This is a genomic window from Streptomyces sp. NPDC054783 (assembly GCF_053611725.1).
On record NZ_JBSHAY010000039.1, the window covers coordinates 40435 to 67376 of the forward strand.

General features: G+C 72.4%; 24 protein-coding genes and 2 tRNA genes. 7 read left to right on the forward strand and 19 right to left on the reverse strand.

Translation table 11 applies throughout. The features are described 5' to 3' along the window. The first annotated feature begins 22 nt into the window (after positions 1-22). Together ACWGJ5_RS40150 and ACWGJ5_RS40155 are read left to right on the forward strand one after the other, a co-directional pair. Positions 23-94: transfer RNA gene (locus tag ACWGJ5_RS40150), tRNA-Val, on the forward strand. Between the two features lie 29 nt (positions 95-123). After that, a tRNA-Val gene (locus tag ACWGJ5_RS40155) sits at positions 124-195 on the forward strand. Positions 196-247: 52 nt separating this feature from the next. On the opposite strand, the gene ACWGJ5_RS40160 is transcribed toward ACWGJ5_RS40155, so the two are convergent. The 3 genes from ACWGJ5_RS40160 to ACWGJ5_RS40170 form a co-directional block, all read right to left on the reverse strand. Continuing rightward, positions 248-544 (reverse strand): TFIIB-type zinc ribbon-containing protein, encoded by a 297-nt coding sequence (locus tag ACWGJ5_RS40160; RefSeq protein WP_228618822.1) that lies wholly within the window; start codon positions 542-544, stop codon positions 248-250. 80 nt (positions 545-624) lie between these two features. Continuing rightward, complete coding sequence (locus ACWGJ5_RS40165) at positions 625-1581, reverse strand: phosphotransferase family protein (RefSeq protein WP_453314560.1); 957 nt, start codon at positions 1579-1581, stop codon at positions 625-627. A gap of 304 nt (positions 1582-1885) precedes the next feature. Next, positions 1886-2062, reverse strand: coding sequence for a hypothetical protein (locus tag ACWGJ5_RS40170; RefSeq protein ID WP_228618820.1), 177 nt, complete (start codon positions 2060-2062; stop codon positions 1886-1888). Between the two features lie 602 nt (positions 2063-2664). On the opposite strand from ACWGJ5_RS40170, the gene ACWGJ5_RS40175 reads away from it, so the two are divergent. Beyond that, positions 2665-4095, forward strand: a complete 1431-nt coding sequence (locus ACWGJ5_RS40175) for a protein kinase domain-containing protein (protein ID WP_453314561.1) — start codon at positions 2665-2667, stop codon at positions 4093-4095. A 54-nt stretch (positions 4096-4149) separates the two neighbouring features. Here the strand turns inward: ACWGJ5_RS40175 and ACWGJ5_RS40180 are convergent, their stop codons facing one another. The 9 genes from ACWGJ5_RS40180 to ACWGJ5_RS40220 all read right to left on the reverse strand — a co-directional run bounded on the left by ACWGJ5_RS40180 (position 4150) and on the right by ACWGJ5_RS40220 (position 16716). Continuing rightward, positions 4150-4968, reverse strand: a complete 819-nt coding sequence (locus ACWGJ5_RS40180; protein ID WP_351623378.1) for a TrmH family RNA methyltransferase — start codon at positions 4966-4968, stop codon at positions 4150-4152. An 88-nt stretch (positions 4969-5056) separates the two neighbouring features. After that, on the reverse strand, positions 5057-6289 hold the full coding sequence (cobA, locus tag ACWGJ5_RS40185) for a uroporphyrinogen-III C-methyltransferase (protein WP_228618815.1): 1233 nt from the start codon (positions 6287-6289) through the stop codon (positions 5057-5059). Positions 6290-6431: 142 nt separating this feature from the next. Next, positions 6432-10625, reverse strand: a complete 4194-nt coding sequence (gene cobT, locus ACWGJ5_RS40190) for a nicotinate-nucleotide--dimethylbenzimidazole phosphoribosyltransferase (protein WP_453314562.1) — start codon at positions 10623-10625, stop codon at positions 6432-6434. Positions 10626-10970: 345 nt separating this feature from the next. Further along, entirely contained in the window at positions 10971-12194 is a 1224-nt protein-coding gene (cbiE, locus tag ACWGJ5_RS40195; protein ID WP_453314563.1) for a precorrin-6y C5,15-methyltransferase (decarboxylating) subunit CbiE, read from the reverse strand. Between the two features lie 84 nt (positions 12195-12278). Next, complete coding sequence (locus tag ACWGJ5_RS40200; protein WP_453314564.1) at positions 12279-12917, reverse strand: GNAT family N-acetyltransferase; 639 nt, start codon at positions 12915-12917, stop codon at positions 12279-12281. A gap of 131 nt (positions 12918-13048) precedes the next feature. Then, positions 13049-13879 carry a MetQ/NlpA family ABC transporter substrate-binding protein gene (locus ACWGJ5_RS40205; protein WP_453314565.1) on the reverse strand — a complete coding sequence of 277 codons (831 nt, stop codon included), beginning with the start codon at positions 13877-13879 and terminating at the stop codon, positions 13049-13051. Positions 13880-13951: 72 nt separating this feature from the next. Continuing rightward, positions 13952-14689 carry a methionine ABC transporter permease gene (locus tag ACWGJ5_RS40210; protein ID WP_453314566.1) on the reverse strand — a complete coding sequence of 246 codons (738 nt, stop codon included), beginning with the start codon at positions 14687-14689 and terminating at the stop codon, positions 13952-13954. Continuing rightward, positions 14686-15720, reverse strand: a complete 1035-nt coding sequence (locus ACWGJ5_RS40215; RefSeq protein ID WP_453314578.1) for a methionine ABC transporter ATP-binding protein — start codon at positions 15718-15720, stop codon at positions 14686-14688. The genes ACWGJ5_RS40210 and ACWGJ5_RS40215 overlap by 4 nt, the downstream gene beginning before the upstream one ends. Before the next feature lie 345 nt (positions 15721-16065). Then, complete coding sequence (locus tag ACWGJ5_RS40220) at positions 16066-16716, reverse strand: HAD family hydrolase (protein ID WP_453314567.1); 651 nt, start codon at positions 16714-16716, stop codon at positions 16066-16068. An 88-nt stretch (positions 16717-16804) separates the two neighbouring features. Between ACWGJ5_RS40220 and ACWGJ5_RS40225 the strand changes: the two genes are divergently transcribed. Together ACWGJ5_RS40225 and ACWGJ5_RS40230 are read left to right on the forward strand one after the other, a co-directional pair. Continuing rightward, complete coding sequence (locus tag ACWGJ5_RS40225) at positions 16805-17164, forward strand: hypothetical protein (protein ID WP_228618805.1); 360 nt, start codon at positions 16805-16807, stop codon at positions 17162-17164. Position 17165: 1 nt separating this feature from the next. After that, complete coding sequence (locus ACWGJ5_RS40230; RefSeq protein WP_453314568.1) at positions 17166-17588, forward strand: hypothetical protein; 423 nt, start codon at positions 17166-17168, stop codon at positions 17586-17588. Here ACWGJ5_RS40230 and ACWGJ5_RS40235 read toward each other — a convergent pair. The 3 genes from ACWGJ5_RS40235 to ACWGJ5_RS40245 form a co-directional block, all read right to left on the reverse strand. Next, a complete protein-coding gene (locus ACWGJ5_RS40235) occupies positions 17578-18075 on the reverse strand; it encodes a GNAT family N-acetyltransferase (protein WP_453314579.1) in 498 nt (165 codons plus the stop codon). The genes ACWGJ5_RS40230 and ACWGJ5_RS40235 overlap by 11 nt on opposite strands. A gap of 45 nt (positions 18076-18120) precedes the next feature. Then, entirely contained in the window at positions 18121-18627 is a 507-nt protein-coding gene (locus ACWGJ5_RS40240; protein WP_453314569.1) for an RNA polymerase sigma factor, read from the reverse strand. 92 nt (positions 18628-18719) lie between these two features. Beyond that, on the reverse strand, positions 18720-19895 hold the full coding sequence (locus ACWGJ5_RS40245; RefSeq protein ID WP_453314570.1) for a glycerophosphodiester phosphodiesterase family protein: 1176 nt from the start codon (positions 19893-19895) through the stop codon (positions 18720-18722). A gap of 364 nt (positions 19896-20259) precedes the next feature. Between ACWGJ5_RS40245 and ACWGJ5_RS40250 the strand changes: the two genes are divergently transcribed. Beyond that, entirely contained in the window at positions 20260-20931 is a 672-nt protein-coding gene (locus ACWGJ5_RS40250; RefSeq protein WP_453314571.1) for a lysophospholipid acyltransferase family protein, read from the forward strand. A 106-nt stretch (positions 20932-21037) separates the two neighbouring features. On the opposite strand, the gene ACWGJ5_RS40255 is transcribed toward ACWGJ5_RS40250, so the two are convergent. The 3 genes from ACWGJ5_RS40255 to ACWGJ5_RS40265 form a co-directional block, all read right to left on the reverse strand. Beyond that, on the reverse strand, positions 21038-22561 hold the full coding sequence (locus tag ACWGJ5_RS40255; protein WP_453314572.1) for an MFS transporter: 1524 nt from the start codon (positions 22559-22561) through the stop codon (positions 21038-21040). 13 nt (positions 22562-22574) lie between these two features. Continuing rightward, a complete protein-coding gene (locus tag ACWGJ5_RS40260) occupies positions 22575-23123 on the reverse strand; it encodes a TetR/AcrR family transcriptional regulator (protein WP_228618794.1) in 549 nt (182 codons plus the stop codon). Between the two features lie 82 nt (positions 23124-23205). After that, complete coding sequence (locus ACWGJ5_RS40265) at positions 23206-24177, reverse strand: aldo/keto reductase (RefSeq protein WP_453314573.1); 972 nt, start codon at positions 24175-24177, stop codon at positions 23206-23208. Between the two features lie 177 nt (positions 24178-24354). Here ACWGJ5_RS40265 and ACWGJ5_RS40270 point away from each other — a divergent pair, with 177 nt between their 5' ends. After that, a complete protein-coding gene (locus ACWGJ5_RS40270) occupies positions 24355-25110 on the forward strand; it encodes an HAD family hydrolase (RefSeq protein ID WP_453314574.1) in 756 nt (251 codons plus the stop codon). A gap of 55 nt (positions 25111-25165) precedes the next feature. Here ACWGJ5_RS40270 and ACWGJ5_RS40275 read toward each other — a convergent pair whose 3' ends face one another. Continuing rightward, positions 25166-26602, reverse strand: coding sequence for a hypothetical protein (locus tag ACWGJ5_RS40275; RefSeq protein ID WP_453314575.1), 1437 nt, complete (start codon positions 26600-26602; stop codon positions 25166-25168). Between the last annotated feature and the right edge of the window lie 340 nt (positions 26603-26942).

The following is a 26942-nucleotide window of genomic DNA, read 5'->3' on the forward strand; positions in this document are numbered from 1 at the left end:
GTCTCCTCGGAGATCCCCGCCCGCGCGATTAGCTCAGCGGGAGAGCGCTTCCCTGACACGGAAGAGGTCACTGGTTCAATCCCAGTATCGCGCACTGCCTGTGACTTCAGGGTCACGGTCTGCGGACGATTAGCTCAGCGGGAGAGCGCTTCCCTGACACGGAAGAGGTCACTGGTTCAATCCCAGTATCGTCCACACAGCAGGAAGCCCCCGGCCGTCTCGTACGGCCGGGGGCTTCTTCGTGCGCTCAGCTGGAGAAGAGCATGTGCGCCCAGCTCTTGTGGTGGCCGTGGTGTCCGTGATGGTCGTAGTGTCCGTGGCCGCCGTGGTGACCGCCGTGCGGGGCACCCCAGGCGGGCGCGGGCGCCGCCGGGTACGCCTGCGGGGCGGGCGGGGCGGGCTTGGACCACTGGGCCTCCAGCTGGGTCAGCGCCTCCAGCTCGCCGTAGTCGAGGAAGATGCCGCGGCAGCCGCTGCACTGCTCGATCTGGACGCCATTGCGGTTGTAGGTGTGCATCGGCGCGTGGCACTTCGGACAATGCATGGTCGGCTCAACTCCTCGCCGGTCGGTCCCGCTTCATGTTTCCCCAGGACAGACTCCGTCCAGCCCCGGTCGGTTGCAGCCTAGTCCCTGGCTTCGGGCGCCAACCGGTGCGGAATCGGGGCCATTCGGGCACATGCGTCGACGACCGCCTGTTCCACCTCGTCCAGCGGACGGCCGGCGGCGAGGGCCTTGGCGACGGCCAGGGCGGCTGTCTGCACGGTCAGCGTGCGGGCCGGGACGTCCAGGGCGGGCCAGGGGTCACCGTTCACGGGTACGGCCGGGCCGCCCGCCCGCTGGTACGTGCCGAGGAAACGGGTCCACTCGTCCGGCGGGAGGAGCCCGCAGGCGTACCAGGCGGCGGGGCGGGCGAGGTCCCAGGCCGGAACGCCGGTTCCCAGGTCGTCGACGTCGATCAGGCGCCAGGGGCCGTGCGGTGCCGGGTGGCGGACGAGCTGGCCGAGGTGCAGGTCGCCGTGGCAGAGGGCGGGCGGGCCGGGCATGGGGGCCTCGGCGCGGGCCCAGGCGGGGAGCGCGGCCCAGGCGGCGAGGACGGGGCCGGACGCCGGATGGGACTCGGCGCGCAGGGCCGAGCGCAGCCGGGCGACGGCGCGGGCGGCCTTGGCGGGGCCGCGCATCGGGGGCAGGCCGGCGGGCGGGGGCGTGCGGTGCAGGTGTGCGAGGAGGGCGGCGGTGGCCTCCCAGGGCGCCGCGTCCCGGTCGTCGGGGTCCACGGGAGCGCCGTACGGCCAGAAGGTCACCAGGCGGCCCAGTACGGGGGCGGGGGCCGGGGAGAGCGGGGGCAGCAGCACGTCCGGGAGGCGGGTGGCCACGGCGAGGCGCCGGGCCAGCTCGGCGCGGTCGGTACCGGGGGTGTGGGCCTTCGCGACGGTGTCGGCGTGTCGTACGACGGTGGCGTCGGGGCGGTCGGCGAGGGGGGAGCTGTCGCAGGCGCAGGGGTCGTCGGTGCGGTCCGGGTGGGCGACGGCTCTGGCTTCTGCGGTGAGCGCGGGTATGAGGGCGGGGCTGTCTGCGGTCAACGGTGCCTCGGAAAGGTGGACTGGCACCTGAGCGTACTGGCGTCGGCACTGCAGCTCCCCAGGGCCGCGGGGCTGATCGACATGGGGGTGCGCCGCGTGGGCGCCACCGGCCACGACGAACCCGCGTCCGGCCATGCACCGCACGCCAACGGCGGGACCCCGCAGCCGCGCCCGGAAACGGCGCATGCCGGCGCAGCTCCCCAGCTGCGCCGGCATTTGTGCCGTCCGCCGTACCCCCGTCCCCACGGGGTTTCCTGGATGGATGTCCCCGCCCGGACCGCTCTTCCGGGCCTGGGGTCGCCGCTCAGCGCCCCAGCATCGCACCCACGGACGACGCCTGTGTGGCCACCGTCTCCCAGCCGTCGCAGACGAGCAGGAGCAGGGCCGCCAGGGGAAGGGCCATGAGCGTCGCCACCAGGGGGTGGCGGCGGCCCGTCCGGCGCGGTGCGAACGCCGGGCGTCGCGGTGCCGTGTGGGCCATGGTCCCTCTCCTGACCGTGTCGGTTGTCGTCGGCAGCGGCGGGTGTCTGACCTCGGGGGACGAGTGCTGCACCCGCCGCTTGACCTCAAATCTAGGCGCGGGGCGGCTGCCGGGCGTCATGCCTTCGTATCGATTGCCGGGCCTCCCCGAGGATGAGCCACAACTCGGGACGTACTCCCCTGGGTGGAGACGCGGGTCGGGGTCTCGGGGTCTTCCCGGAAGGGTGGCCCGCCGTGTCCGGTCATTTCCGAAGCGTCCGACGGCCACAAGGAGTGACTTCGATCACTCCGGACGGGTGTGGGACATGCGCCGCGTCCGGTGCCCGGCCCGTCCCGCGCCCGGGTTCGCGACCGGTCCGCGCCGGGTGTCGGACGGCCGCCCGAACCGGCACCACCTGCCGCCTGCTGACCTCAACACCCGGACGCCGAGGATCGGTTGAGGGTGCGGGCGGCTCAAGGACCCCTTTCACGCCTGCTTCCTGACCGCCTTTCATGTCGTGCCGGCGGTCGGCGCAATCCGTCCGGCCCGGAGGGCGCGGCCTCTGCGCGCAGGCGGCCGTGGAAACGTAAGCTGTGCCACGTCACAGGGACCGGGCAGCGGGGATGAACATGGCGATGATGCGCCTGAGGCGCGAGGACCCGCGCGTCGTCGGCTCGTTCAGGCTTCACCGACGGCTCGGCGCGGGCGGGATGGGTGTGGTCTACCTCGGCTCCGACAAGAAGGGGCAGCGGGTCGCGCTGAAGGTCATCCGGCCCGATCTGGCGGAGGACCACGAGTTCCGTTCCCGGTTCGCCCGTGAGGTCTCGGCGGCCCGGCGGATCCGGGGCGGCTGCACGGCCCGGCTGGTCGCCGCGGACCTGGAGGCCGAGCGGCCCTGGTTCGCCACGCAGTACGTACCCGGGCCCTCCCTGCACGACAAGGTCGCCGACGAGGGCCCGCTGAGCGCGGCCGACACCGCGGCGGTCGGTGCGGCGCTGTCCGAGGGCCTGGTCGCGGTGCACGAGGCCGGTGTCGTCCACCGGGACCTCAAGCCGTCCAACATCCTGCTGTCCCCGAAGGGGCCGCGGATCATCGACTTCGGCATCGCCTGGGCCACCGGCGCCTCCACGCTCACCCATGTCGGCACGGCGGTCGGCTCCCCCGGCTTCCTCGCACCCGAGCAGGTGCGGGGCGCGGCCGTCACCCCGGCGACGGACGTGTTCTCCCTGGGCGCGACCCTCGCCTACACCTCCACCGGCGACTCGCCCTTCGGGCACGGCAGTTCCGAGGTGATGCTGTACCGGGTGGTGCACGAGGAGCCGCAGCTGCACGGCGTACCGGACGCGCTCGCCCCGCTGGTGCGGGCCTGCCTGGCGAAGGACCCCGAGGACCGGCCCAGCACGCTGCAGCTGTCGCTGCGGCTCAAGGAGATCGCGGCCCGTGAGGCGCAGGGCCTGGACGGCGTACGGCCGCCGTCGCCGCGCGCCGCGGAGGCGGACCGGCCCACCGGGCGGCTCGCCGACACCTACCCCGAGCAGCAGCGCACCCAGCGGCGCACCGCCCCCGGCACTCCGGTGCCGCGCGCCGGTGCGCCCGCCCGAGGTGGTGCGCCGGCGCGCGGCGGGGCGCCCTCGCGGACCGGCAGCGGCCAGCGCGGCAACGGTACGGGCGCCCCCGCGCGGCCCGGCTCGGCGCGCCCGACCCCGGAGCCGCGCGGCGCCGGCCCGCGCTCGGGCGGTGGGAGCCGTCCCGCTGCCCGGGGCGGTTCCGGGCGGTCGGCGCAGCGTACGACGGGCACCGGGCTGCGGCCCGCCAATCCCCGGCTGCTGCGCCAGCGGCTGTTCGTGTTCGTCGTGGTGACGCTGCTCGTGGCGCTCGGCATCGCCGTGGCCCAGGGCTGCCAGGGCCCGGCCCGCGGCCTCGGTGACGAGGGCAGCCGACGTCAGCAGCACGCGCAGCCGAGCCGTCCGTCGGCGGACGCCGACCGGGCGGACGCCGACCGGGCGAAGTCCGACCTGTACGGGTCGACGCCTGGCGGGGACTTCGGGAGCTGACCGGCGGTCCGTGAAGCGGGCCGGGGAGGGTCAGGCCGAGGATCGGTCCGAAGGTCAGGCCTCCGGGCGGCCGCTGGTCACCGCGTAGAAGGCGACCGCCGCGGCCGCGCCCACGTTGAGCGAGTCGACGCCGTGGGACATCGGGATGCGAACCCATTCGTCGGCGGCGACCAGAGCCTGCGTGGACAGCCCGTCGCCCTCGGCACCGAGCATCAGGGCCACCCGGTCCATCCGGTGCGGGGCCGCCTCGTCCAGGGTGCGGGCCTTGTCGTCCGGGGTGAGCGCGAGCAGGGTGAAGCCGGCCTCGCGGACCGACTCCAGCCCCTTCGGCCAGGTCTCCAGCCGGGCGTACGGCACCGAGAACACCGCGCCCATGGAGACCTTGACGCTCCGGCGGTACAGCGGGTCGGCGCAGTCGGGCGACAGCAGGACCGCGTCCATGCCGAGGGCGGCGGCCGAGCGGAAGATGGCACCGATGTTGGTGTGGTCGTTGACGGACTCCATGACCACGACCCGGCGTGCGGAGCGCAGCAGTTCGCCGGCCGTGGGCAGCGGCTTGCGCTGCATGGAGGCGAGCGCGCCGCGGTGCACGTGGTAGCCGGTGACCTGCTCGGCCAGTTCGGGGCTCACGGCGTAGACCGGGGCGGGGAGTTCGTCGATGACGTCGCGCATGACGTCGATCCACTTGGCCGAGAGCAGCATGGAGCGCATCTCGTAGCCCGCTTCCTTGGCCCTGCGGATGACCTTCTCGCCCTCGGCGATGAACAGGCCCTCGGCGGGCTCGCGCTTGCGGCGCAGCTCGACGTCGGTCAGGCCTGTGTAGTCGCGCAGGCGCGGGTCGTCGGGATCCTCGACGGTGATGAGATCGGCCACAGGGTGATACTGCCTTGTCCTGGGTGTGCTGCCAACGGCTGGGAACGGGTAGGTTACCCCGGGTTACGCGTGATCAAGCGGTGGATGATCAGGCGGCGGGCTGCGGGCCGACCGTCACGACCTCGCCGATGACGATGACCGCCGGGGGCTTGACCTCCTCGGTCCGTACCGTCTCGGCGACCGTGGCGAGAGTGGCGTCGACGCGGCGCTGCGCGGCCGTCGTGCCCTCCTGCACCAGCGCGACCGGGGTGTCCGGGGACTTGCCGTGCGCGACGAGCGTCTCGGCGATCTTCCCGATCTTGTCGACGCCCATCAGGATCACGAGCGTGCCGGTGAGCTTCGCCAGCGACGGCCAGTCGACCAGCGAGCGCTCGTCGTCCGGGGCGACATGGCCGCTGACGACCGTGAACTCGTGGGCGACACCCCGGTGGGTGACGGGAATGCCGGCCGCGCCCGGCACCGAGATCGAGCTGGAGATGCCCGGGACGACCGTGCACGGGATACCGGCCTCGGCGAGCGCCTGGACCTCCTCCATGCCCCGGCCGAACACGAACGGGTCGCCGCCCTTGAGCCGTACGACCGACTTGCCCTGCTTGGCGTGCTCGATGAGCGCGTTGTTGATGGCCTCCTGGGCCATGAACCGGCCGTACGGGATCTTCGCCGCGTCGATCACCTCGACGTGCGGCGGGAGTTCGGCGAGCAGGTCGCGCGGGCCGAGCCGGTCGGCAATGACGACGTCCGCCGCGGCGAGCAGCCGGCGCCCGCGGACCGTGATCAGGTCGGGGTCACCGGGGCCGCCGCCGACCAGGGCGACGCCGGGGGTGCGGGTGCGGTGGTGGGGCGCCACCAGCGTGCCGTCGCGCAGGCCCTCCACCACCGCGTCCCGGATGGCGGCGGTGTGGCGGGGGTCGCGGCCGCGCACGTCCGTGGTGAGCACGGCGACGGTGACGCCCTCGCTGTGACCGGTGGCCGGGGTCCAGGCGGTCGCCCGGTCGGCGTCGTCCGAGCGCACGCACCAGACGCGGTGGCGCTCCGCTTCGGCGGAGGCCTGTGCGTTGGCCTGGGGGTCGCTGGTGGCGATGAGGGCGTACCAGGCGTTCGCGAGGTCGCCGTCCGTGTAGGGGCGCCGTTCCCAGGTGATCTCTCCCGCGTCCGCCATCGCCTCGACGGAGGGGGTCGCCTCGGGGGACACGACGACGATGTCCGCGCCGGCCGCGATGAGTGCCGGGAGGCGGCGCTGGACCACCGTGCCGGCGCCGAGGACGACCACGCGGCGGCCGGAGAGGCGGAGGCCTACGGGGTAGGCGGGGTGTTCGGCCATGAGGGGCGGCTCCTCGTGCAGCTGTGCGGTGGGGGCGCGCTGCACCTTCGGAGCGGCCCTGACGTGCGATTTTAGCTATGCGCAGGGCAGAGGGCACCGGGTGGTCCGGCAGCTGAACACCGGACCACCCGTGCCGTGACGCCTACTTCTCGGTGACGCCCGCCGAATCGAAGGTCGCCACCTCGTGCATCGCCCGTGCCGTGCTCTGCACCAGCGGAAGCGCGAGCAGCGCGCCCGTGCCCTCGCCCAGGCGCAGGTCGAGGTCGACCAGCGGGCGCAGGCCCAGCTTGTTCAGGGCGGCCACGTGGCCGGGCTCGGCGCTGCGGTGGCCCGCGATGCAGGCCGCCAGCACCTCGGGGGCGATCGCGCGGGCGACCAGGGCCGCGGCGCCGGCGCTGACGCCGTCCAGGATCACCGGCGTACGCAGCGAGGCGCCGCCGAGGAGCAGGCCGACGATGGCCGCGTGCTCGAAGCCACCGATGGCCGCGAGGACGCCGATCGGATCGGCCGGGTCCGGCTGGTGCAGTTCCAGGGCGCGGCGGACCACCTCGGTCTTGCGGGCCAGGGTCTCGTCGTTGATGCCCGTGCCGCGGCCGGTCACCTCGGCCGGGTCGGCGCCCGTGAAGACCGAGATGAGGGCGGCCGAGGCCGTGGTGTTGGCGATGCCCATCTCACCGGTGAGCAGCGCCTTGTTGCCGGCGGCCACCAGGTCGCGGGCGGTCTCGATGCCGACCTCGATGGCCGCCTTGGCCTCCTCGCGGGTCATCGCCGCGCCGGTGGTCATGTCGGACGTGCCGCCGCGGATCTTGCGGGGCAGCAGGCCGGGCGTGGCCGGGAGGTCGGCGGCGACACCGACGTCCACGACGCACACCTCGGCGCCGACCTGGCTCGCGAAGGCGTTGCAGACCGCTCCCCCGCCCAGGAAGTTGGCCACCATCTGGGCGGTGACCTCCTGCGGCCAGGGGGTGACGCCCTGGGCGTGCACGCCGTGGTCGCCCGCGAAGATGGCGACGGCCGCGGGCTCCGGGATCGGCGGCGGGCACTGCCGGGACAGCCCGGACAGCTGCGCGGAGATGATCTCCAGCATGCCGAGCGCGCCGGCCGGCTTGGTCATGCGCTTCTGGCGCTCCCAGGCCTCGCCGAGGGCTTTGGCGTCGAGCGGGCGGATCTGTGCGACGGTCTCGGCAAGCAGGTCGTGGGGTTCCTCTCCGGGCAGGGCGCGGCGGCCGTACGTCTCCTCGTGCACCACCCAGGACAGGGGGCGTCGCTTGGACCAGCCGGCCTGCATCAGCTCGGGCTCGTCCGGGAACTCGTCGACATACCCGACGCACAGGTAGGCGATGACCTCCAGGTGCTCGGGCAGGCCGAGCGCGCGGACCATCTCGCGCTCGTCGAAGAAGCTGACCCAGCCGACGCCGAGGCCCTCGGCGCGGGCGGCGAGCCACAGGTTCTCGACGGCGAGAGCGGCGGAGTACGGCGCCATCTGCGGCTGGGTGTGCCGGCCGAGGGTGTGCCGGCCGCCGCGGGTGGGGTCGGCGGTGACGACGATGTTGACCGGGGTGTCGAGGATGGCCTCGATCTTCAGTTCCTTGAACTGCTTGGCCCGGCCCTTCGGCAGCGACTTGGCGTAGGCCTCACGCTGACGCATCGCCAGTTCGTGCATGCTCCGCCGGGTGTCGGCGGAGCGGATGACGACGAAGTCCCAGGGCTGCGAGTGACCCACGGAGGGCGCCGTGTGGGCGGCCTCCAGGACGCGGAGCAGCACCTCGTGCGGGATCGGGTCGTTGCGGAAGCCGTTGCGGATGTCGCGGCGCTCGCGCATGACCTTCAGGACGGCCTCGCGCTCGGCGTCGTCGTAGCCCGGCGCGGCCGGGCCGGTGGACTGTGGTGCTTCCGCCACGGCGGCCGTGCTCTCTTCTTCCTGGTCGGCGGCCCTGGTCTGCAGGTCCTCCGCGTGCTGTACGACGTCGGGGGCCGACGCGGGTGCGGGTTCGCCCTCGCGCGGCGCGGGCACCATGGCCACCGGCTCCTGCGCGTCCTCGGTGGGGAGGACCAGGGGCTGCGGCGGGGTCGGCGCCAGGTGCGGGGTCGTGGGCACCTGGCCCTCGACCGGCACGAACTGCCCGAGCGGCTGCGCCGGGTGCGCCTGAAGCGGAACGTTGGACGGCAGCGGCTCGGCCTGCTCGGCGGTGTCCGGGTGCGCGGGGGAACCGTCGGCGGGGCCGACCGGCGTGGCCCCGGTCGGCACCGGTGCGCCCTCGGCGGCCGGTACGGTGGGCTGCGTCTGCGGTCCGGCGGGCGCGTCCAGGCCGTGCGCGGGCGTCGTCCCGGCGGCGGCAGCGACCTGAGCGGCCTGCTGGACCGCGTCCTCGGCGATCGGCTCTTCCTGAGCCTGCGGCTGTGGTACGACGGCGGGCTGGGCCGGGCCCGGCGCGGGCTCGGCCGTGGCCGTGGCCGCGACGGGTTCCGCCAACTGGGGGCCCTGCGCCGGGTGGGGCTGCGGCTCCGGCGCGCCGGTGCCGTCAGCTGCGACGGCTGCCGGTGCGGCGTCCTGCGTCGGGGAGGGTGCGGGGGCCGCTGCCTGCGCGGGCTCCGGAGCGTGGGCCGCAGCCCCGGGCTCGGACACGGCTGCGGGCTCGGGCGCCGGTACGGCTGCGGCGGGGGACGCCTCCTGGGCGGCGGAGGGCTGACGCTCCGTCATTCCGGGCCGGCTTTCCACCAGGTCGGGCCGGCCCTCGACCATGGCTGGCTGCGGCTCCACGGCAACGGGGCTGTTCGGGTCCGGCTGTGCCGGGGCGGCGACGGCCTCGCCCTGGGCGGGGACCACCTCCTGGGCGAACTGAACCGCGCCCGGCACCTGCTGTGCGGGAACGGAGTCCGCCGTCTCGGCGGCGCCGTGCGCCATGAGCGTCCCTGCAGCAGGCGTGGCGGTCTGTCCGGCGTCGGTGAGGGGCGCGCCCTCGCCCTGCTCCGGGGCCTCGCCGGGCCGAGCGGGAGCCGACGGCTGAGCCGGCGTGAACGGCTCGGCGCCGGTGACCGCCCGAGCGTCGTCGGCCACCTGAACGGGCACGGGCTCGCCCGGCACCGCCTGGAACCGGGCCTGGGGCTGGGCCGCATGAGCCGCAGCCGGATCGGCCGGGTTCGCCGGCGCCGTCTCCGGCGCGGGGGCGGCGTCGGCCACCGGGGCAGCCGCGGCCGGATCGGCCGGTGCGTCGGGCTCCACGGCGGCGGCCTGCTCGGCCTCGGGCGCCACCACGGCACCCTCGGCAGCCGGGCCGGCCTCCGCCGGTGCCACAGGCGCACCGGTACCGGCGGTACTGTCCACGGCGCCCGCAGCGTCCTCGTGCTGCGCACCGGCCGAGCCCGGACCGGCCTCGCCCGCCTCGCCGGAGAGCTGCTGGACACCCGCGGCACCCTGGCCCGGAACAGGCGAGGGCACGCCCTCGGGGCCTGCGGCCACGGCAGGGTCGAAAGCGCCCTCGGGCCCGTGACCGGCGACCAGTGGCTGAATGCCCTCGGGCACCGCCCCCGCAGGAGCCGCGTACACACCGTCGTGGGCATGCACCGGCTGTACGCCGTCGTGGCCGTGGACCACCTGCGCTGCGCCCGGTGCCGGTGCGGTCGCCTGGGTGGCGAGGCGGGCGACGGCGGCCTGGGCGGCGCCGGAGGGGTCGGTCCGGTCGGCGGCGTCCGCGGCGACCGGGTCAACCGTTTCGGCAGCCGGCGCCTGTGTACCGACCGGGGCCACCGCGGCCGGTGCCGGTGCGCCGGCCTCGGCCACCGCGGCGGCGGGCGGCGCACCCCAGGGAGCCGCGCTCTGCGGTGCCATCTCGCGCAGCGGCTGGGCGTCGAAGTACTCGGGGCCGGTCGTGGGCGGACCGGGCTGCCGTACCGGCGCTCCGGCCGGGCCGCGGTCGGCGAGGGAGCGGACCGGGCTGGCGGAGGCGTCGGGGATCGGCGGGCCGAGGTGCAGCGGACGGCGCGGCGGCTGCGGGGCGGCCGGCTGCTCCTGCGGGGCCGCGAAGACCGGCGACGGCGGCGCGGACGCCGGGGCCGGGTCCGGCAGGCGGACGCCGCTGAGGTCGACGGAGCCGCTGTCGCGGCCGGCCGTCTCGTGCGGGCCCGGCTCGTGGACGGCCTCGACGACCGGTTCCGGAGCTGGTGGCGCAACCTCGTTGCCCCACGCGCCCTGGGCACCCGGCAGCAGCAGGTCTTCGTCCTCGGCGGGTGCCTCGGAGAGGTAGGTGTACGCACCGTGCGCGGCGACGCCCGGCTGCTCCACCATGCCTGCACTCTCCGGCTGCCCCTCGCCCGGGACCTGGCCGGTGTCGGTCATGCGTACCCCTCGCCCATCGGTTTAGTGCTCCTACGACCAGCTCACCCGGAACGGCGCACCGACCGCCCGTAGTGAAGAACGAGCGTCCGTGCCCAGCGGCACGAAAGACCCGCCGGAAAAGGCGACAAAGCCATTCAGTGGCATTGTCCCGGCCGTCACGCCGTCGCGACAGCATGATCCGCGACAGCCCTCTGTGGACTGCGCCACGTTGCGCGTCCTCCGGTTCCGCAGTACCACACCCACCCCAAAACGGGCGTGCTTTCCGGACATTGGCGAACGAAGTTCCGGGTCGCCCGGTGTGGCACAACGATCGGCCAGCCTACCGCGCGCAGTACGACAACAGGATCACGGGCCGCGATCCGGGAGAATCCCGGTGAGCAGGAACGCGACGCTCCGCTCGGTCTCGGTCCAGGCGCGGGTGTCGAGTTCGACGCACTGCACCAGCGCGCACTCGACCCGGTATCCGTGCTCGGTCAGGTCGCGCCCGACGAGTTCGGCCGCGTCGCGGGTGGCGGCGTGGGTGACGATGCGCTGCGGGCGCCGGTCGGCGACCGCGGAGACCACGGCCACGCCCCCGCCGCCGACCCGGACGACGTCCGGTTCGGGCAGGTTCTCCAGGACGTGCGGGGCCGTGCCCCGGACCACTTGGAGCTGGACGCCGTACCGGCGGGCGGCCGCCTCGGTCCGGGCGCAGGACCCCGGGTCCCGGTCGACGGCGATGACGGCCGCTCCGCCGCGCGCGGCCTCGGCGGCGAACGCGCCCGAGCCGCAGCCGATGTCCCAGACCAGGTCGCCGACCCGGGGTCCGAGGCGGGCCAGTTGGGCGGCGCGCAGCAGCTCCGTCTCGCCCTCGCCGAGACCGCCGCCGGGTCCGTCGCCGTACGACGCGTCGGGCTGCACCCAGCCGCGCGGGCCGGCGCCCGGGTCGCGCCCGGCGATCCAGCCGCCGCTGTCACCGGCTGCCACGGGCCCGCCGATGACGATGACCACGTTGGGGTCGCGCCAGGTGTGGTCGGCGGCCTTGTCGGAGGTGACGACGGTGACCTGCTCGCGTTCGGTGCCCAGTTCCTCGCAGATGACGAAGGTGCGGTGGACGCCCTCCAGCAGGAGTCCGAGTTCGGCGGGTCCGACGCCGGGTGCGGTGAGGACGGCGACCTTGGTGTGGGCTCGGCAGACGTTCACGGCCCGGCGCAGGGTGCGCGGGTGGGCGACGACCACCTGGGCGTCGTCCCAGGGCATGCCGGCGCGGGCGAAGGCGGCGGCCACGGAGGAGACGGCGGGGACGACCTCGACCTCCAGGCCGAACTCCGGGGCGCGCAGGGTGCGTACGACGCCGAAGAAGCCGGGGTCGCCGTCGGCGAACACGACGGCGGTGCCGCGGTGCGCGGCGATCCGGCGGGCGGCGAGCGCGACGCTGCCCAGGCGGACGCGTTCGGCGGTGGGCGGGACCTCGGGCCGCGCCAGGTGGTGGGCCGCGCCCGCCACGAGCGTGGCGGCGCCGAGGGCGGCGCGTGCGGCGTCGGTCAGCGGCGAGCCGTCCCAGCCGATCACCGTGACCCGGTCGGCCATCGTCGTCTCTCCAGGTCTTCGCAGGTCGTCAGGGGTACGGGCCCATAGCGGGCTCCCTGAGCGTACCTGGTGGGGCCGGGGGGCTCAGTTCCAGTCGGAGTACGAGGTGAAACCGCCCGTGTCGGCCAGCTGCTCGCCGGCCCCGGCCAGGTCTTCCGGCAGCAGGCTCCAGACGATGACGTCGGTGCGGACGTCGTTCCATGTGCCGTCGGCCGTTCTGCTGCGCGCTATCCAGGCGCCCCGCAGGACGCCCTCGCTGATGCAGCCGATCTTCTGGGCGACCTGCTGGGAGGCGGTGTTGTCGGCGGCGGTGCGCAGCTCCAGGCGTTCGAACTTCTGGTCGTGGAACAGCCACTGCGCGGTGGCCAGGGCTGCCTCCGAGGCGTAGCCCTCGCCGCGGGCCCATGGCGCGACGACGTAGGCGATCTCCGTCGAGCGCACCCGCCAGTCGGTGTTCCGGAGATGGACGATGCCGACGAGGCGCTGGGTGAGGAACTCGTCGACCGCGAAGACGATGCCGCGGCCGCCGGCGCGTTCGGCCGGGGCGATCTGCGTGATCCAGGCCCGGGCGTCGGCCTCGGTGTAGGGCTGGGGGACGGAGGTCCAGGTGGTGACCAGCTCGTCGTTCATCATCTCGGCGAAGGCCTCGATGTCCGACTCCTCGAAGGGGCGCAGGACCAACCGCTCCGTGCTGATGGAGATGTTGGGAAAGGTGCCAGTCATGCGCCGCTCCGTAACTTCTGAAAAACCTTCAGGGCCTGCTGAACTGCCCAGCATGCAGCATGAAACCACTGAACCGCACGACGGGGTCCACCCCCGGTGAGGGAGTGGACCCCGTCAGTGCGCGGGTCGGCTCAGAAGGACGGGATGACCGAGCCCTGGTACTTGTCCTCGATGAACTTCTTGACCTCGGGCGAGGTGAGGAGCTTGGCGAGCTTCTCGACCCGCGGGTCCTTCTCGTTGCCCTTCTTCACGGCCAGGAAGTTGGCGTACGGGTTGTTCTTGGCGGACTCCAGCAGGACGGCCTGGGTGGCGGGCTTCAGACCGGCCGAGATGGCGTAGTTGCCGTTCACCACGGCCGCGTCCACGTCGTCCAGGGAGCGCGGGGTCTGGGCCGCCTCGACCTCCTTGAACTGGAGGTGCTTGGGGTTCTTGGTGATGTCCTGCGGGGTGGCCTCGTTGCCGACGCCGGCCTTCAGGGTGATGAGCCCGTTGGCGGCGAGCAGCTTCAGGGCGCGGGCCTCGTTGACGGCGTCGTTCGGGACGGCGATGGTCGCACCGCTCTTCAGCGCGTCGGCCTTCTTGACCTTGTGGGAGTACAGGCCGAGCGGCTCCAGGTGCACCGTGACGACGGGCACGATGTGGGTGCCGCGCTTGTTGTTGAAGTCGTCCAGGTACGGCTGGTTCTGGAAGTAGTTGGCGTCCACCGAGCCGTCCTCGGTCGCCGTGTTCGGCGTGATGTAGTCCGTGAACTCCTTGACCTCCAGGTCGAGGCCCGCCTTCTTCGCCAGGTTCTTCTCGACGAAGTTCAGGATCTCGGCGTGCGGGGTCGGGCTCGCGGCGACGACCAGCGGGCCGCTGTAGTCGTGGGAGGTGGAGGAGCTGCCGGAGCCGCAGGCGGTCAGCCCGGAGGCGAGGGCTCCGGCGGCGAGGACGGCGGTGGTGAGCTTGGCGGTGTTACGCACGAAAAGTGCCTTTCCTTAAGGGTGGTGCGACCCCGTGTACGGGTGAACGGGGAGTCTCGAAAGCGCTGCGGCCTACGCGGCCTTGCCGACGTCGGCCGCGGCAGGCTCCTCGGCCTTCAGCAGGCGGAGCTTCGGCGCCGGGCCGGAGCGGCCGCCGCGGCTGTGCAGGGAGCGGGCCGCGAAGTCGCCGGCGAACTGGATGAGGGAGATCACGACGGCGAGGATCGCGACGGTGATCCACATCAGCTCGGTCTCGAAACGCTGGTAGCCGTAGCGGACGGCGAGGTCGCCGAGGCCACCGCCGCCGACCGTGCCGGCCATGGCGGAGTAGCCGATGAGCGCGATGACCGTGGTGGTGGTGCTGGCGATCAGCGAGGGCAGGGCCTCGGGGACGAGGACCTTGCGGACGATGGTCCAGGTGTTGCCGCCCATGGACTGCACGGCCTCGACGAGACCGTTGTCCACTTCGCGGACAGCCGTCTCGACGAGGCGGGCGAAGAACGGGATGCCGCCGATGGCGAGCGGCACGATCGCGGCGGTCGTACCGATCGTCGTTCCGGTGACCCAGCGCGTGAAGCTCATCAGCGCGACCATCAGGATGATGAACGGCATGGACCGGCCGACGTTCACGATCTGGCCGATCACCTTGTTGGCGAGGACGTTCTGCAGCAGCCCGCCCCGGTCGGTGAGAACGAGGAGGATGCCGAGCGGAAGGCCGACGGCGACGGCGATCAGGGTGGACCACAGCACCATCGACAGCGTCTCGGAACACGCCTGCGACAGCAGCGGCTGCATCTCGGACCAGGTCACTTGGCACCTTCCTTCACCAGCAGGGCCTCCTGGCCCACCACATCGATCTGCAGGCCCTGTTCGCGCAGGAACCCGATCGGCACCACGTTGTCCTCGTAGCGGCCGGGGAGCTCGATGCGCATCCGGCCGATCTGCAGGCCGCCGACGGTGTCGATGGCGGCGCCGAGGATCGAGATGTCGATGTTGTAGGTGCGCGCGAGCTGGGAGATGACGGGCTGGGTGGCGGCCTCACCGTGGAAGGTGACGTCGACGACGGTCCGGTCGGCGCCCGTGCGCTCGCCGCTCACCGGGAACAGTGCGGCGGCCAGCTCCGAGCCGGGGGTGGCCAGCAGCTCGCTGACCGTGCCGGACTCCACGATCCGGCCCTTCTCCATCAGGGCGGCGGAGTCGCAGACCGACTTCACGACGTCCATCTCGTGGGTGATGAGCAGGACGGTCAGGCCCAGCTGCCGGTTCAGGTCACGCAGCAGCTGCAGGATGGAGCGGGTGGTCTCGGGGTCGAGGGCGCTGGTGGCCTCGTCGGAGAGCAGCACCTCGGGGTCGCCGGCGAGGGCGCGGGCGATGCCGACGCGCTGCTTCTGGCCGCCGGAGAGCTGGGCCGGGTAGGCCCTGGCCTTGTCGGCGAGGCCGACCAGGTCGAGCAGCTCCAGGGCCTTGCGCGAGCGCTCCTGGCCGGACGTGCCGAGGATCTCCAGCGGCAGCTCGACGTTGTCCTGCACGGTCCGCGAGGAAAGCAGGTTGAAGTGCTGGAAGACCATGCCGATGCGGCTGCGTGCCCGGCGCAGCTCCTTGCCGGCGCGCGGGCCGCGGCCGGCGAGGGCGGTGAGCTCCTGTCCGGCGACGGTCACGGTGCCGGAGGTGGGGCGCTCCAGCAGGTTGACGCAGCGGATGAGGGAGGACTTGCCGGCGCCGGACTGGCCGATGACGCCGTAGACCTCGCCTTCGCGGACGTGGAGATCGACGCCGTCGAGGGCGGTGACGTCACGGCCGCGGGAGCGGTAGACCTTGGTCAGGCCCGAGGTGGTGATCACAGGATTTCCGTCACTGTCGAGTGCGCGGGCGTGGGTGTGCCCGGGCACGGGTGCATGCGGTTCAGGCATGGGAAGTGGATGTGCGGTCTCGTACGGACTGCGGCGCACGGCCATGCCACGGCTCTCGCTTCGGGTCGCGAGGCTCAGCTGATGCGGGGGCCCTCTAGAAGGCGCACATTCGACACATCAGGCGACACATACAACGAGCACCGGGCGTCATGGTCGCCTCGGTCGCAAAGGTGCGGCAGCTCGTCGTGGTCATGCGATCAGTAAAGCAGACGTACGCTGCTGACCGGTCGCCGCTGTCCGGATAGTGGACAGTGGCGGACAGCCCGGACCGGGGCCTCAGTTGCGGACGGAGATCTCCACACCCCGGTCGGTGACCAGTGCGGACAAGGCCGACAGGTCCTTCACCACGAGATCGGCATCCAGCTCCTCCGCGCGGTGGGTTGTGGCCAAGGCCACGGTGGTCATTCCGGCGGCGCGGCCCGCCTGGAGTCCGGCCGGGGCGTCCTCGAAGACGACGCAGTGCGCCGGGTCGACGCCGAGCTGCCGGGCGGCGAGCAGGTAGGGCTCGGGGTCGGGCTTGCCGCGCGTGACGTCGTCGGCGGCGATCAGCGTCTTGGGCAGGATGCCGACGGCGTCCAGGCGGGCCTCGGCGAGCCGCCGGGTGGCGGAGGTGACGACGGCCCAGCTGTCGGCAGGCAGAGAGTCGAGGAGGTCCCGCGTGCCGGGCAACAGCCGTACGCCGCCGTCGGGTACGTCGTCCACCTCCAGCTGCTCGACGCGGGCGACCGCCTCCGGGACCAGGCGGACGGGCAGCAGGTCGGCGACTATCTCGGCGGCGGGCCGCCCGTGCAGCGCCACGCGCCCGAACTCCTCGGCGGTGATCCCGTACTCCTGCCTCCAGAGGGTCCAGCAGCGCTCGACGGAGTCGAGGGAGGAGACGAGGGTGCCGTCGTTGTCGAACAGGAGGGCGTGCGCGTGGATCGTCATGCCTTGACCCTACGGTGCGGTCCAGACCACATGGCCTACGGGCGGGGTCGGCGGCCGGCGCCCGTTTCGGCCGTAATAAGGTCACCGCATGCTCAATGCCCTGACGCTGGTGACCGGCGTCGCCGCGCTGTTGCTCGCCGCCTGGTGCGGCTGGGCCGCCTACCGTGACCAGCCGACCAAGGACTGGCACTTCATCGGCATGGCCGTGGTGTCGCTGCTGGCCGTGGTCCAGCTGGTGGTCGGGATCGTGCAGCTGGCACGGGGCGAGAAGCCGGAGCAGGGCACGACGATCTTCGTGGCGTATCTGCTGGGCGCGTTCGCGTGCGTTCCGGCCGCGGGCTTCATGTCCCTGGCCGAGCGGACCAAGTGGGGCTCGGTGACCGTCGCCGCCGGCGGAGTGGTGCTGGCCGTACTGGAAGTGCGGCTCTTCGACATCTGGGGAGGCTGAGGTGACGGCGGTGGAGGAGAAGCCGACCCGGTTGATCAGCGGGCCGGGCATGCTGCTCGTCTGGTTCTACGGCGTGATGGTGGTCGGCGCGGTGTCGCGTTCGGCGTACCAGATCGGCACGGAGTTCGGCCGGGCGCCGCTCGCCTATGCGCTGTCGGCGGTGGCGGGCGTGGTGTACGGGTTCATCACGTACACGCTGATCCGGGGCGGGGAGACCGCTCGGCGGGCGGCGTTGGTGTGCTGCGCCGCCGAGCTCGCGGGCGTGCTGATCGTCGGTACGTGGACCCTGGTCGACCGCTCGGCGTTTCCGGACGCGACCGTGTGGTCGTACTACGGGGCGGGGTACATCTTCATCCCGGTGCTGTTGCCGCTCTCCGCGATGTACTGGCTGCGCAGGGCGCAGCGCAGCACCGTCAAGCAGTAGCCGCGTAAGCGCCCGCCTGCTTTTCCAGGATGATCATCTCGACTCCGTCCGTGCCCCTGGACCGGCCCACCGTCTCGTAGCCGGAGCGGCGGTACAGGCGGAGGTTGCCCTCGCTGCGGTGGCCGGTGAAGAGGCGGAACTTGGTGGCGCCCCGCTCCTCCACCAGCGCCGCTTCGGCCGCGCGCAGCAGCCTGGCGCCGATGCCGTGGCCCTGCAGGCGGGGGTGGACGCAGAGCTTGCCGATGGCGGCCGCGCCGTCCTCGCCGACCTTGCCGCGCACCGAGCCGACCACCTCCTCGCCGAGCCGGGCGACGAAGACACAGTCGGAGGCGACCTCCTGGCGGACGGAGTCCAGTGTTTGGACGAGCGGGTCGATGCGGTAGTTGCCGTACAGCGCCGCCTCGCTTTGGAAGCACAGGTACTGGAGCCGGAAGATCTGCTCCGCGTCCTGCTCGGTCGCCACCGAGATGGTCACGCTCATGCCCATGTGCGCACGCCTCCCGCTCACCTGATCACCTGTCGTCCCTCACTCCTATCCCCGCGCTTCGAGGGACGCAACCTCCGGCGTGAGCAATCGGCGCAGACATCCCAGACATCTGGAGCGTTCCGGGCCGAGACTGCCCTGTGAGATACCCAACTCCCCCGCGATCTCCCGGTATGTCAGGTCCTCCGGGGACAGCAGGGCCTCGATGAGCCGGGGGCAGCGGCCGGGCAGCCTGCGCACCGCGTCGCGCAGGGCGCGGTACCGGGCGGCCGTGAGGGCGTGCTGCTCGGGGTCGGTGCGTGCGTCGTCGGCCGGCTCGGCGCCGTACGGGCGTTCCCGGCGCGTGGTACGACGGCTGCGGCGGGCCTCGGCGCGGACGGCCCTGCGCAGCCAGCCCTGCGGGTCCGGCGGCGGTCCCTCGGTCTCCAGCCGTTCCAGCAGACGGAGCCAGACGGCCTGTTCCAGGTCGCCCGGCTCGCTCCCGGCCGCATATGCCTCGGCCGAGGCCTCGGCGGTGAGCAGCGGGCCCAGGGCGGCTACCAGGTCGTGCGTCATATGCGGAACGACGCACCGCCCCGGGAGCAGGTTTCCGGGGCGGCGCACAGTCACCCCGAACGAGGTGACAACAGGACTATCGGTTGACGTGCTCAGCCGGCCAGGAAGTCCGCGCGGGCGAGCAGGCCGGTGTCGGCGTTGTCGGTGAAGACGCCGTCGATACCGGTCGCGAAGTACGTCTTGAAGGCGCCGAAGGGGTCGCCGTAGCCGTCGGCCGCGCCGCCCTTGCGGTACTCGGCCGGGAGGAAGGGGTTCTCGTTGCGCATGGTGTAGGGGTGCAGGATCAGGCCCACCTTGTGCGCGTCGGAGACCAGGGTCGTCGGCTTGCCCAGGGTGCCGTCCGCGTTCTTGGGGATGATCAGGTCCAGGGTCGGGCCGATGCCCTGGGCGTAGCCGGCGATCTCCCTGAGGCCCTTGGGCGTGATCAGGTCGGCGACCGTGCGCGGGTCGCCCGCCTCGACGAAGTCGTAGGGGCGGCTGTCCGCCGAGGAGAGCAGCACGACGAGCGGGTTGTCGACCAGCCGGTTCAGCTTCTGGATGCTGCTGGGCTCGAAGGACTGCAGGATGACGGGCGAGTTCCGGTCGTCCTTGCCGTACTTGCGCAGCAGCTTCGCCACCCGCTCCTCCAGGCCCAGGCCCAGCTTGCGGAAGTAGGTGGGGTGCTTGGTCTCGGGGTAGATCCAGACCTGCTTGCCGCGCTTGCGGGTCTGCTCGTCCTGCCACTTCAGGACCTCTTCGAACGTGGGGATCTCCCAGCGCCCGTTGTAGAGGGTGTTGTGCGGCCGGTTGGCCGGTATGCGCTCGACCGCGCGCAGGGTCTTCAGCTCGGCGAGCGTGAAGTCCTCGGTGAACCAGCCGGTGGTGGCGATCCCGTCCAGCATCTTGGTGGTCTTGCGGTCGGCGAACTCCGGGTGTGAGGCGACGTCCGTGGTGCCGCCGATCTCCGGCTCGTGCCGGCAGACCAGATGCCCGTCCTTGGTGGGCACCAGGTCACCGGCCTCGACGACGTCGGCGCCCAGGTCCAGGGCCAGGTTGTACGAGCCGAAGGTGTGCTCGGGGCGGTAGCCGCTGGCACCCCGGTGGCCGACGATCGTCGGCACCGGCAGGCTCTTCAGGCCCCGGCCGCCCGGTCCGGCCGGCCGGGCCTCGGCGGCCTCGGCCGTGCCCGGCAGCCCGAGGGCCGCTCCGCTCACGCCGAACACCGCCGCGCCGAGGATCGCCCGCCGCCCGGTGCCCTGGGTCTTCTCGTTCGCCTGGTCGCTGCCCATCAGCGCCCTCCTGCCGTCCGTTCTTGAGTCCGGGCCGATCGTAGGGGCGTACACATGACCGAAGGGAGTCCCTCTCCGGAACACCCGGGTGACGCCGCATGTCCGCTCTGCAGCGGGTGCTGACGGCCCGTCGCACCGGCGGCCGGCCCGGGCAGCCGAGTGGGTGAGGGTGTCGCGCGATCTCCGTCACATCGTCGCAGCGATGTTACGGCGGGCCCCCGGGACGTCACCGCAGGTAAACCCGTGTCAACACTTAGTAAGACCTCGGTGAACCGGCCGTACCCGATGTGCGCCCGGCCCGGGGCCGCGAGTAATGTCCTCACCTGCACAGACTCATATCGACCCCTCGACATCGGAGGACCCGTTGTCCCGCTTCGCGCTCATCAAGGCAGTGCTCGGACCGATCATGCGCCTGATGTTCCGCCCACAGGTGGAGGGCGTGGAGCACATCCCCGGCGACGGGCCGGTCATCCTGGCAGGCAATCACCTCACCTTCATCGACTCGATCGTGCTGCCGGTCGTCACCAAGCGGCAGGTGTTCTTCATCGGCAAGGACGAGTACGTCACGGGCAAGGGCGTCAAGGGCCGGCTGATGGCGTGGTTCTTCACCGGCGTCGGCATGATCCCGGTGGACCGGGACGGCGCGAGCGGCGGCGTGGCCGCGCTGATGACCGGGCGGCGGATCCTCGAGGAGGGGAAGGTCTTCGGCATCTACCCCGAGGGCACGCGGTCGCCCGACGGCCGGCTGTACCGCGGGCGCACCGGTATCGCGCGGCTGACGCTGATGACCGGCGCGCCCGTGGTCCCGTTCGCCATGATCGGTACGGACAAGCTGCAGCCGGGGGGTCGCGGTATCCCGCGGCCCGGCAAGGTCACCGTCCGGTTCGGTGAGGCGATGGAGTTCTCCCGGTACGAGGGGATGGACCGGGACCGGTACGTGCTGCGGGCCGTGACCGACTCCGTGATGGCCGAGGTCATGCGGCTGTCCGGGCAGGAGTACGTCGACATGTATGCGACCAAGGCGAAGGCCGCCTAGCGCCGCCGGCAGTCCGGCCGGTTTTCGAAGTGGGTGCGTGGGGGCTGGTCGCGCCCGCGGCGGAGCCGCATGGTGACACCGCCCCCACGCTCCTTACCCACTCACCTCAACCGGCGCTTTCCAGTCGCTGCCCCTTCAGCAGGAACCACGCCACCGCTGCCGTTCCGAGCAGGACTGCCGCTCCCGCGCCCGACGCCAGGTGCAGGCCGTGGATGAAGGCGTCGCGGGACGCGTTCAGGAGTGCCTCCGCCTTGTGCGGGGGCATTCTTGTTGCCGCCTCCACAGCCGCGCCCAGTGATTCGTGTGCTTGGGCCGGGGTGCCGGCCGGGCCGGTGAAGTCGCGGTAGGTGCCCGTGACGATGGAGCCGAGCAGGGCGATGCCCAGGGCCGCGCCCAGTTCGTACGCCGTCTCGGAGACGGCCGAGGCGGCGCCCGCCTGTTCCTTGGGCACGCTGGAGAGGATCACGTCGGCGGTGACCGTGAAGGAGAAGCCCGCGCCGATCCCCACGACCAGCAGCGCGACGCCGAGGACGGGGTAGCCGGTGGACCGGCCGAGTGCCGTCAGCAGGGCCAGGGCCAGGCCGACCGCCGCGAGGCCGCCCGAGACCACGGCGCGGACGGAGAGGCGGCGGGCCGCGCGGCCCGCGGCCAGGCCGGCCGCCACCGCGCCGACCGCGGCGGGCAGTTCGGCCAGGCCCGCCTCGAACGGGCGCCTGCCCTGGACGAGTTGCAGGTACTGGGAGAGGAAGAACACCAGGCCGGACATGCCGAGCACGGTCAGCAGGTCGGCGAGGACCGCCCCGCTGAAGCCGCGGCGCCGGAACAGCCGCATGTCGAGCAGCGGGGCCGGCATGGTGAGCTGACGGTGGACGAAGCCGCAGAGGGCCGTCACGCCGAGCAGTGCCGTGGCGAGCACCGGCCAGGTGAACCCGTGCGTGGCGGCCTCCTTGACCGCGTACACCACGGCGATCATGCCGACCAGTGACAGGACGACGCTGATCAGGTCCCAGGGGCCGGGGTTCGGGTTGCGCGACTCGGGCAGGGTGCGGATGCCGACCAGGACCAGGACCGCCATCACCGGCAGGTTGATCAGGAAGACCGAGCCCCACCAGAAGTGTTCGAGGAGGAAACCGCCGGTGATCGGGCCGACGGCCGTGCCGGCGGAGGCGGTCGCGCCCCAGATGCCCACGGCCAGGCTGCGCTCGCGCGGATCGTGGAAGAGGTTGCGGATCAGGGCGAGGGTGGCGGGCATCAGGGTCGCGCCCGCGACACCGAGCAGCGCCCGCGCCAGGATCATCAACTCCGGTGTGGTGGCGTAGGCGTTGAGGACCGATATCGCGCCGAACGCCGTGGCACCACCGAGCAGGATCCGCTTGCGGCCGATGCGGTCGCCGAGGCTGCCCATGGAGACCAGCAGACCGGCGATGACGAAGGAGTAGACGTCGCCGATCCACAGGAGCTGGGTGCCCGAGGGATTGAGGTCTTCGCTGATGTAGGGGGTCGCCAGGCCGAGGACGGTGGCGTCGACGGCCACCAGCAGCACGGCCAGGACGAGGACGGAGAGCGCGAGCCAGCGGCCCGGGCGCGTCACCGCCTCCGTCGTAGCGGCCGGCCGCAGGGTGCTGGTCATGATTCCTCTCTTCTTACGCGTTCGTACGTCGTACGCCGCCGAGCAGCAGCTCGACGATCATGTAGGTGAAGTCCTTCGTGGCCACCCGGCCCTCCGCCACCGCCCAGGCACCGGAGGCCAGCAGGCCGTACAGCGCCTCGGTGAGCCAGGCGGGGGTGAGGTCGATGCGGAACTCGCCGCTCTCCTGACCGCGTCGGAACAGGGCCGTCAGGCGCTCGTCGATGCGGGCCCAGCCCTGGTTCTGCCCCTCGCCCTCGAACAGCTGGTTCTCGGTGTAGAGGAAGGCGAGCAGTCCGGCCGAGGGTTCGATGGCGCGGACCAGTCGGTGAACGGCCTCGCTCGCCGGGCCCTCGTCCATGCGGGCCGCATCCAGCGCCGCCTCGCACTCCTCGATGCCGAGCGCCTCCAACGCCCGTACGAGAGCGTCGCGCCCCGCGAAGTGGCGGTGCAGTGTCGCCCGGCTGATCCCGGCGGCCTTGGCGACCTCGTCCATGGTCGCGGTGGATTTACGGGTCAGCAGGGCGGCCGCGCTGCGCAGCACCTGGTCACGGTCGAGAGCCATGAGACAAAGGTAGCGCACATGAGACATTCTTGTCTCATCCTGGGCCTGTGTGACTCATAACCCCTGGTCGGAGTACGTGATGTCAGTGCCAGGGCAGCTGTCCGCGCCGCTCCCAGTAGGCCCGCGGGTCCTCGGCGAGCGTGGCGAGGCGGGTCAGCTGGTCCGCTTCCAGGTCGACGGCGGGAGCGTGGAGGTTGGAGACGAGCTGGGTGACCGTCGCGGCGCCGGAGAGCACGACGCCGGCCCACGGCTGGCGCAGGATCCAGGCGAGGGCCACCGCGTCACAGCCGAGGCCGGTGTCCTCGGCGACCGTCCTGAGCATCTCCGGGGCGTGCGGCGCGGCCAGCCGGCCGTTGGCCATGCCCTCCTTGACGATCACGGTGAGCCCGGCGTCGTGCGCCTCGGCGAGCGCGGCCGCCGCCGAGGTCTCGAGCACGTTGTACGTCGACTGGACGGTACGGAAGAGGGGCTCGCCGTCGGCGGTCAGCTGGAGGGCCGCGCGGATCGTGTCGGCCTGGGCGGGGCCGCTGGTGGAGAAGCCGATGCTGAGACCCCGGGCGGCAGCCTCGGTGAGCCGGGCGTGGAGCTCCTTGTCGGTGAGGGCCGGGCTGTCCGGGGTGACCGAGTGGATCTGGTAGAGGTCGAGCCGGTCGCCGAGCACGGCGTCGGTCTCGGCGCGCTGCCGCTCGTACGCGGCGAGGCTGTGGTCCTTGACCTCGTGCTGTTCGGCGTCGGTGGACCAGCCGGCGGTGTAGGTGTAGCCCCACTTGCTGCCGACGACCACGTCGTCGATGTCGGGGCGGGCGTTCAGCCAGTCGGCGAGGAACTCCTCCGAACGGCCGTAGGAGCGGGCCACGTCGAAGTAGCGCACGCCCTGGGCGTAGGCGGCGTCGAGGAGTTCGTGGGTGCGGGTGCGCAGTGCATCCGCGCTGCGGTTCTCTCCGAGGTCTTCTTCGCGGCCGAGGTTGATGTAGCCGGGGCGGCCGACGGCGGCGAGGCCGAGTCCGATGTGTGCGGTGGGCGTGGTCACGGTGGCCAGGCGGCTGAACGGCATGGGGGCTCCCTGCACGATCGGCGTAGCGGATCTCACATCAGGAGAGGATCTCGCACCAATCTACCCAGCCCTGCGCGGTTCAGCCCGCGCCGGTAGCCGTCGTCGCATGTCCCGCCCACGGCGCTTTCACTCTCGCGGTCCCGACTCGAAAGCGTTCACCAGGGGGAGGCACTCACCATGTCTGTGATCTTCTTCGACATCGGCGAGACCCTTGCGGATCCCCATGTGGACCCCGACGGCTCGCTGAGACTGGAGCCCCTGCCGCGTGTCATCGCCGTGCTCGACGCCCTGCGCGAGGTACGCAAGGGCATCATCTCCGACCCCGGGTCGGGCGACGGTGCCGCAGCACGGGCAGCAAACGCGCTGGCGGAGGCGTTCCCCGGTCGTTTCATGGACGAGGCCCTCGTGCACTGGGGTGCGAAGGACAGTCGCGGGATCTTCGACCGGGCAGTCGCGAGCACGGGCGGAGCGACAGCCGGCGACTGTGTCTTCGTGGGCGAGAACGCCCGGGAGCGCGCGTTCGCACGAGAGGCGGGCATGCGTACCGCGCCCCACCCGGTGTTCACCCGGGCCGCGATGGAGAACCGTCCCGTGTTCCGGGCGCGGATCGAGTTGCCGGACGGCCAGGGCCAGTCCGCGTTGACCGCGGCCATGAACGAGACCGAGGCCGTTCCCGTGCAGGTCGTCTCCCAGCGGCTCGTGGTCGCCATGGCGACCACGCGGGGCACCGGAGTGCTGGAGCGCGCCGGTTTCACGGTGGAGGTGCAAGGAGGGGTGGAGGAAATGGCGGACGCCGAGAAATTCGTCAGCGACCTGCTGGCCCGCGGCGAGGCGGTCTTCGAGGGCGAGGAGCCGACACCCGGAACGACGCACGTGATCAAGCGCGAGGACGACGGACGGCTCACCGTCCGTCGTCTGCGCTTTTTCCAGTGAGCTGGAGACTGGGCTCTCGGACCGGTGCCTCAGACCGAGACCTCGGGCCCAGTTCTCAGTCGAAGCACCGCCGGACCAGGGCCAGGCCCTCGCCGGTCGTGCTCCGTGTGATCTCGTGCGTCTTGAGCCGGGAGGGGCTGTCGTCGGCGAACGACGTGGCGGAGCGGTGCTCTTCGGGCACGTGGACCCGGCCGCGGCGGAAGAGGTCCTCGAGGTACGACGTCGCGACGCGCTCGGGGTCGGAGGGCCGCACCGAGCCGCCGGCGGGGTCGGAGCCCGCGATTCCGAAGCGTCGCTCCTGCGCCGGGGCGGAGAGGGTGAGCGGCTGGGTGACGCCGTACGTCGCCCCGTGGACCGTGAGGGGCGTCAGACCTTCGTCGTCACCACCGCCCGGCGTCGCCTCGGCGATTCCGGCGCCTCGGCGTGCCACCTCCGGCTCGGTGATGGACGCGGCGGACTCCAGGGAGAGAATGCCGTGGCGGATGAACGCCGAGCGCAGGGACTGGCCGTACATGCCGCCGTTCCGGCGATGGTCCGCGGCGATCATGTGACCCGCGACCTGCGCGTAGTAGGCGGACACCACGGGGGCGGCCACGACCGCGTCCACCAGCAGCTGTCCCGCGATCTCGGCCGCCCTGCCCAACCCGGCCTGGTCCTGCAGGTCCTGCTGCCGGAAGATCCCGGCGACGATCTTGAGGAACGCGCCGCTGAACACGCGGGAGAACGAGTGCGGCTCGCTGGAGAGCCTGTTCGCGGGCTCGTTCGGCGACAACAGCACCGGGTCGCGGTAGAAGAAGCTGTTCGCCATGTTGCGCAGGCAGTCCGGGTCCACCGCGCTCGGGTGGCCCTGGCGGATCGCCCAGCCCAGCTGCTCGGCCATCCTGGACACCCGCGAGGACAGTTCGAGGTCGCCCTGCGTCTCGGCCAGTACCGCGGTCCGCAGCGACTCCAGCTGGAGTGAGCCCAGCAGGGCGCTGATGTCACCGAACGCTTCGTGCAGGGCGGCCGTCTCCGCGCTCGCCATGTTGAACAGCTGGGGGCGCAGGGCGTCGAGGACCCCGTGCCCCGTCTCGTGCAGGACGACCTCGTTGCTCTCGCACGCTGCGATATTGACGCCCGCCACCGTGCTGCGGAAGAACCACAGGCCTTTGCGGTCGTAGAAGGCGTTCAGGTCGTCTCCTGCGTTGAGGTGCGCCGTGAGGGCGCGTCCGACCTGCGGATGCCACTTCGTTCCGGTCGGAACCAGCGGACCCCAGGTCTGGCTGGCCCGGCTGAGCGAGTCGGCCGCCACCCAGTAGCGGAATGCCTCGGTGCCGGGCCCGGCGCTGTCCGGCTGCGGCGCGGTTTCCGCGATGGCCGTCGGGAAGGGCTGAATGTCAAGGTGGGGGACGGGATGCGGTACGGGCATGTTGATGTGCAGAGGGTCTCCGCCGGGGTCGTCCTCGAACACCAGGACCGTCGGCATTGTCGCTTGCTGTGGCTGCACCGTCATGGCGGCTCCATGGGGGGATGAGATGGGGGGCGTGGTGGAGTGCACCAAAGGGACGCTTTTGACCAAAAGCGTCTCCTGATTCAGTACGAGGCCCCCGCAGCCCGGTGTCAATTCGAACAGGGGCAGGCAGATGCGCCTCCGAGCGGCGCGGCAGCGGACGAGCAGGTCGTCCCTCCTGGCCCGCGCCCGGAGCAGACGAGCCGCCGAACCCGGCGAGGTCGGCGGCCAGTCGGGGGACGGAGCCGGCGTCCGGGGCCCACCGTCGGTTCTCCGGGTCGGCGTTGAGCTTCTCTCACCGCACGCACGGCGCAGCCAGAAGGGCCCGGACAATGTCCGGGCC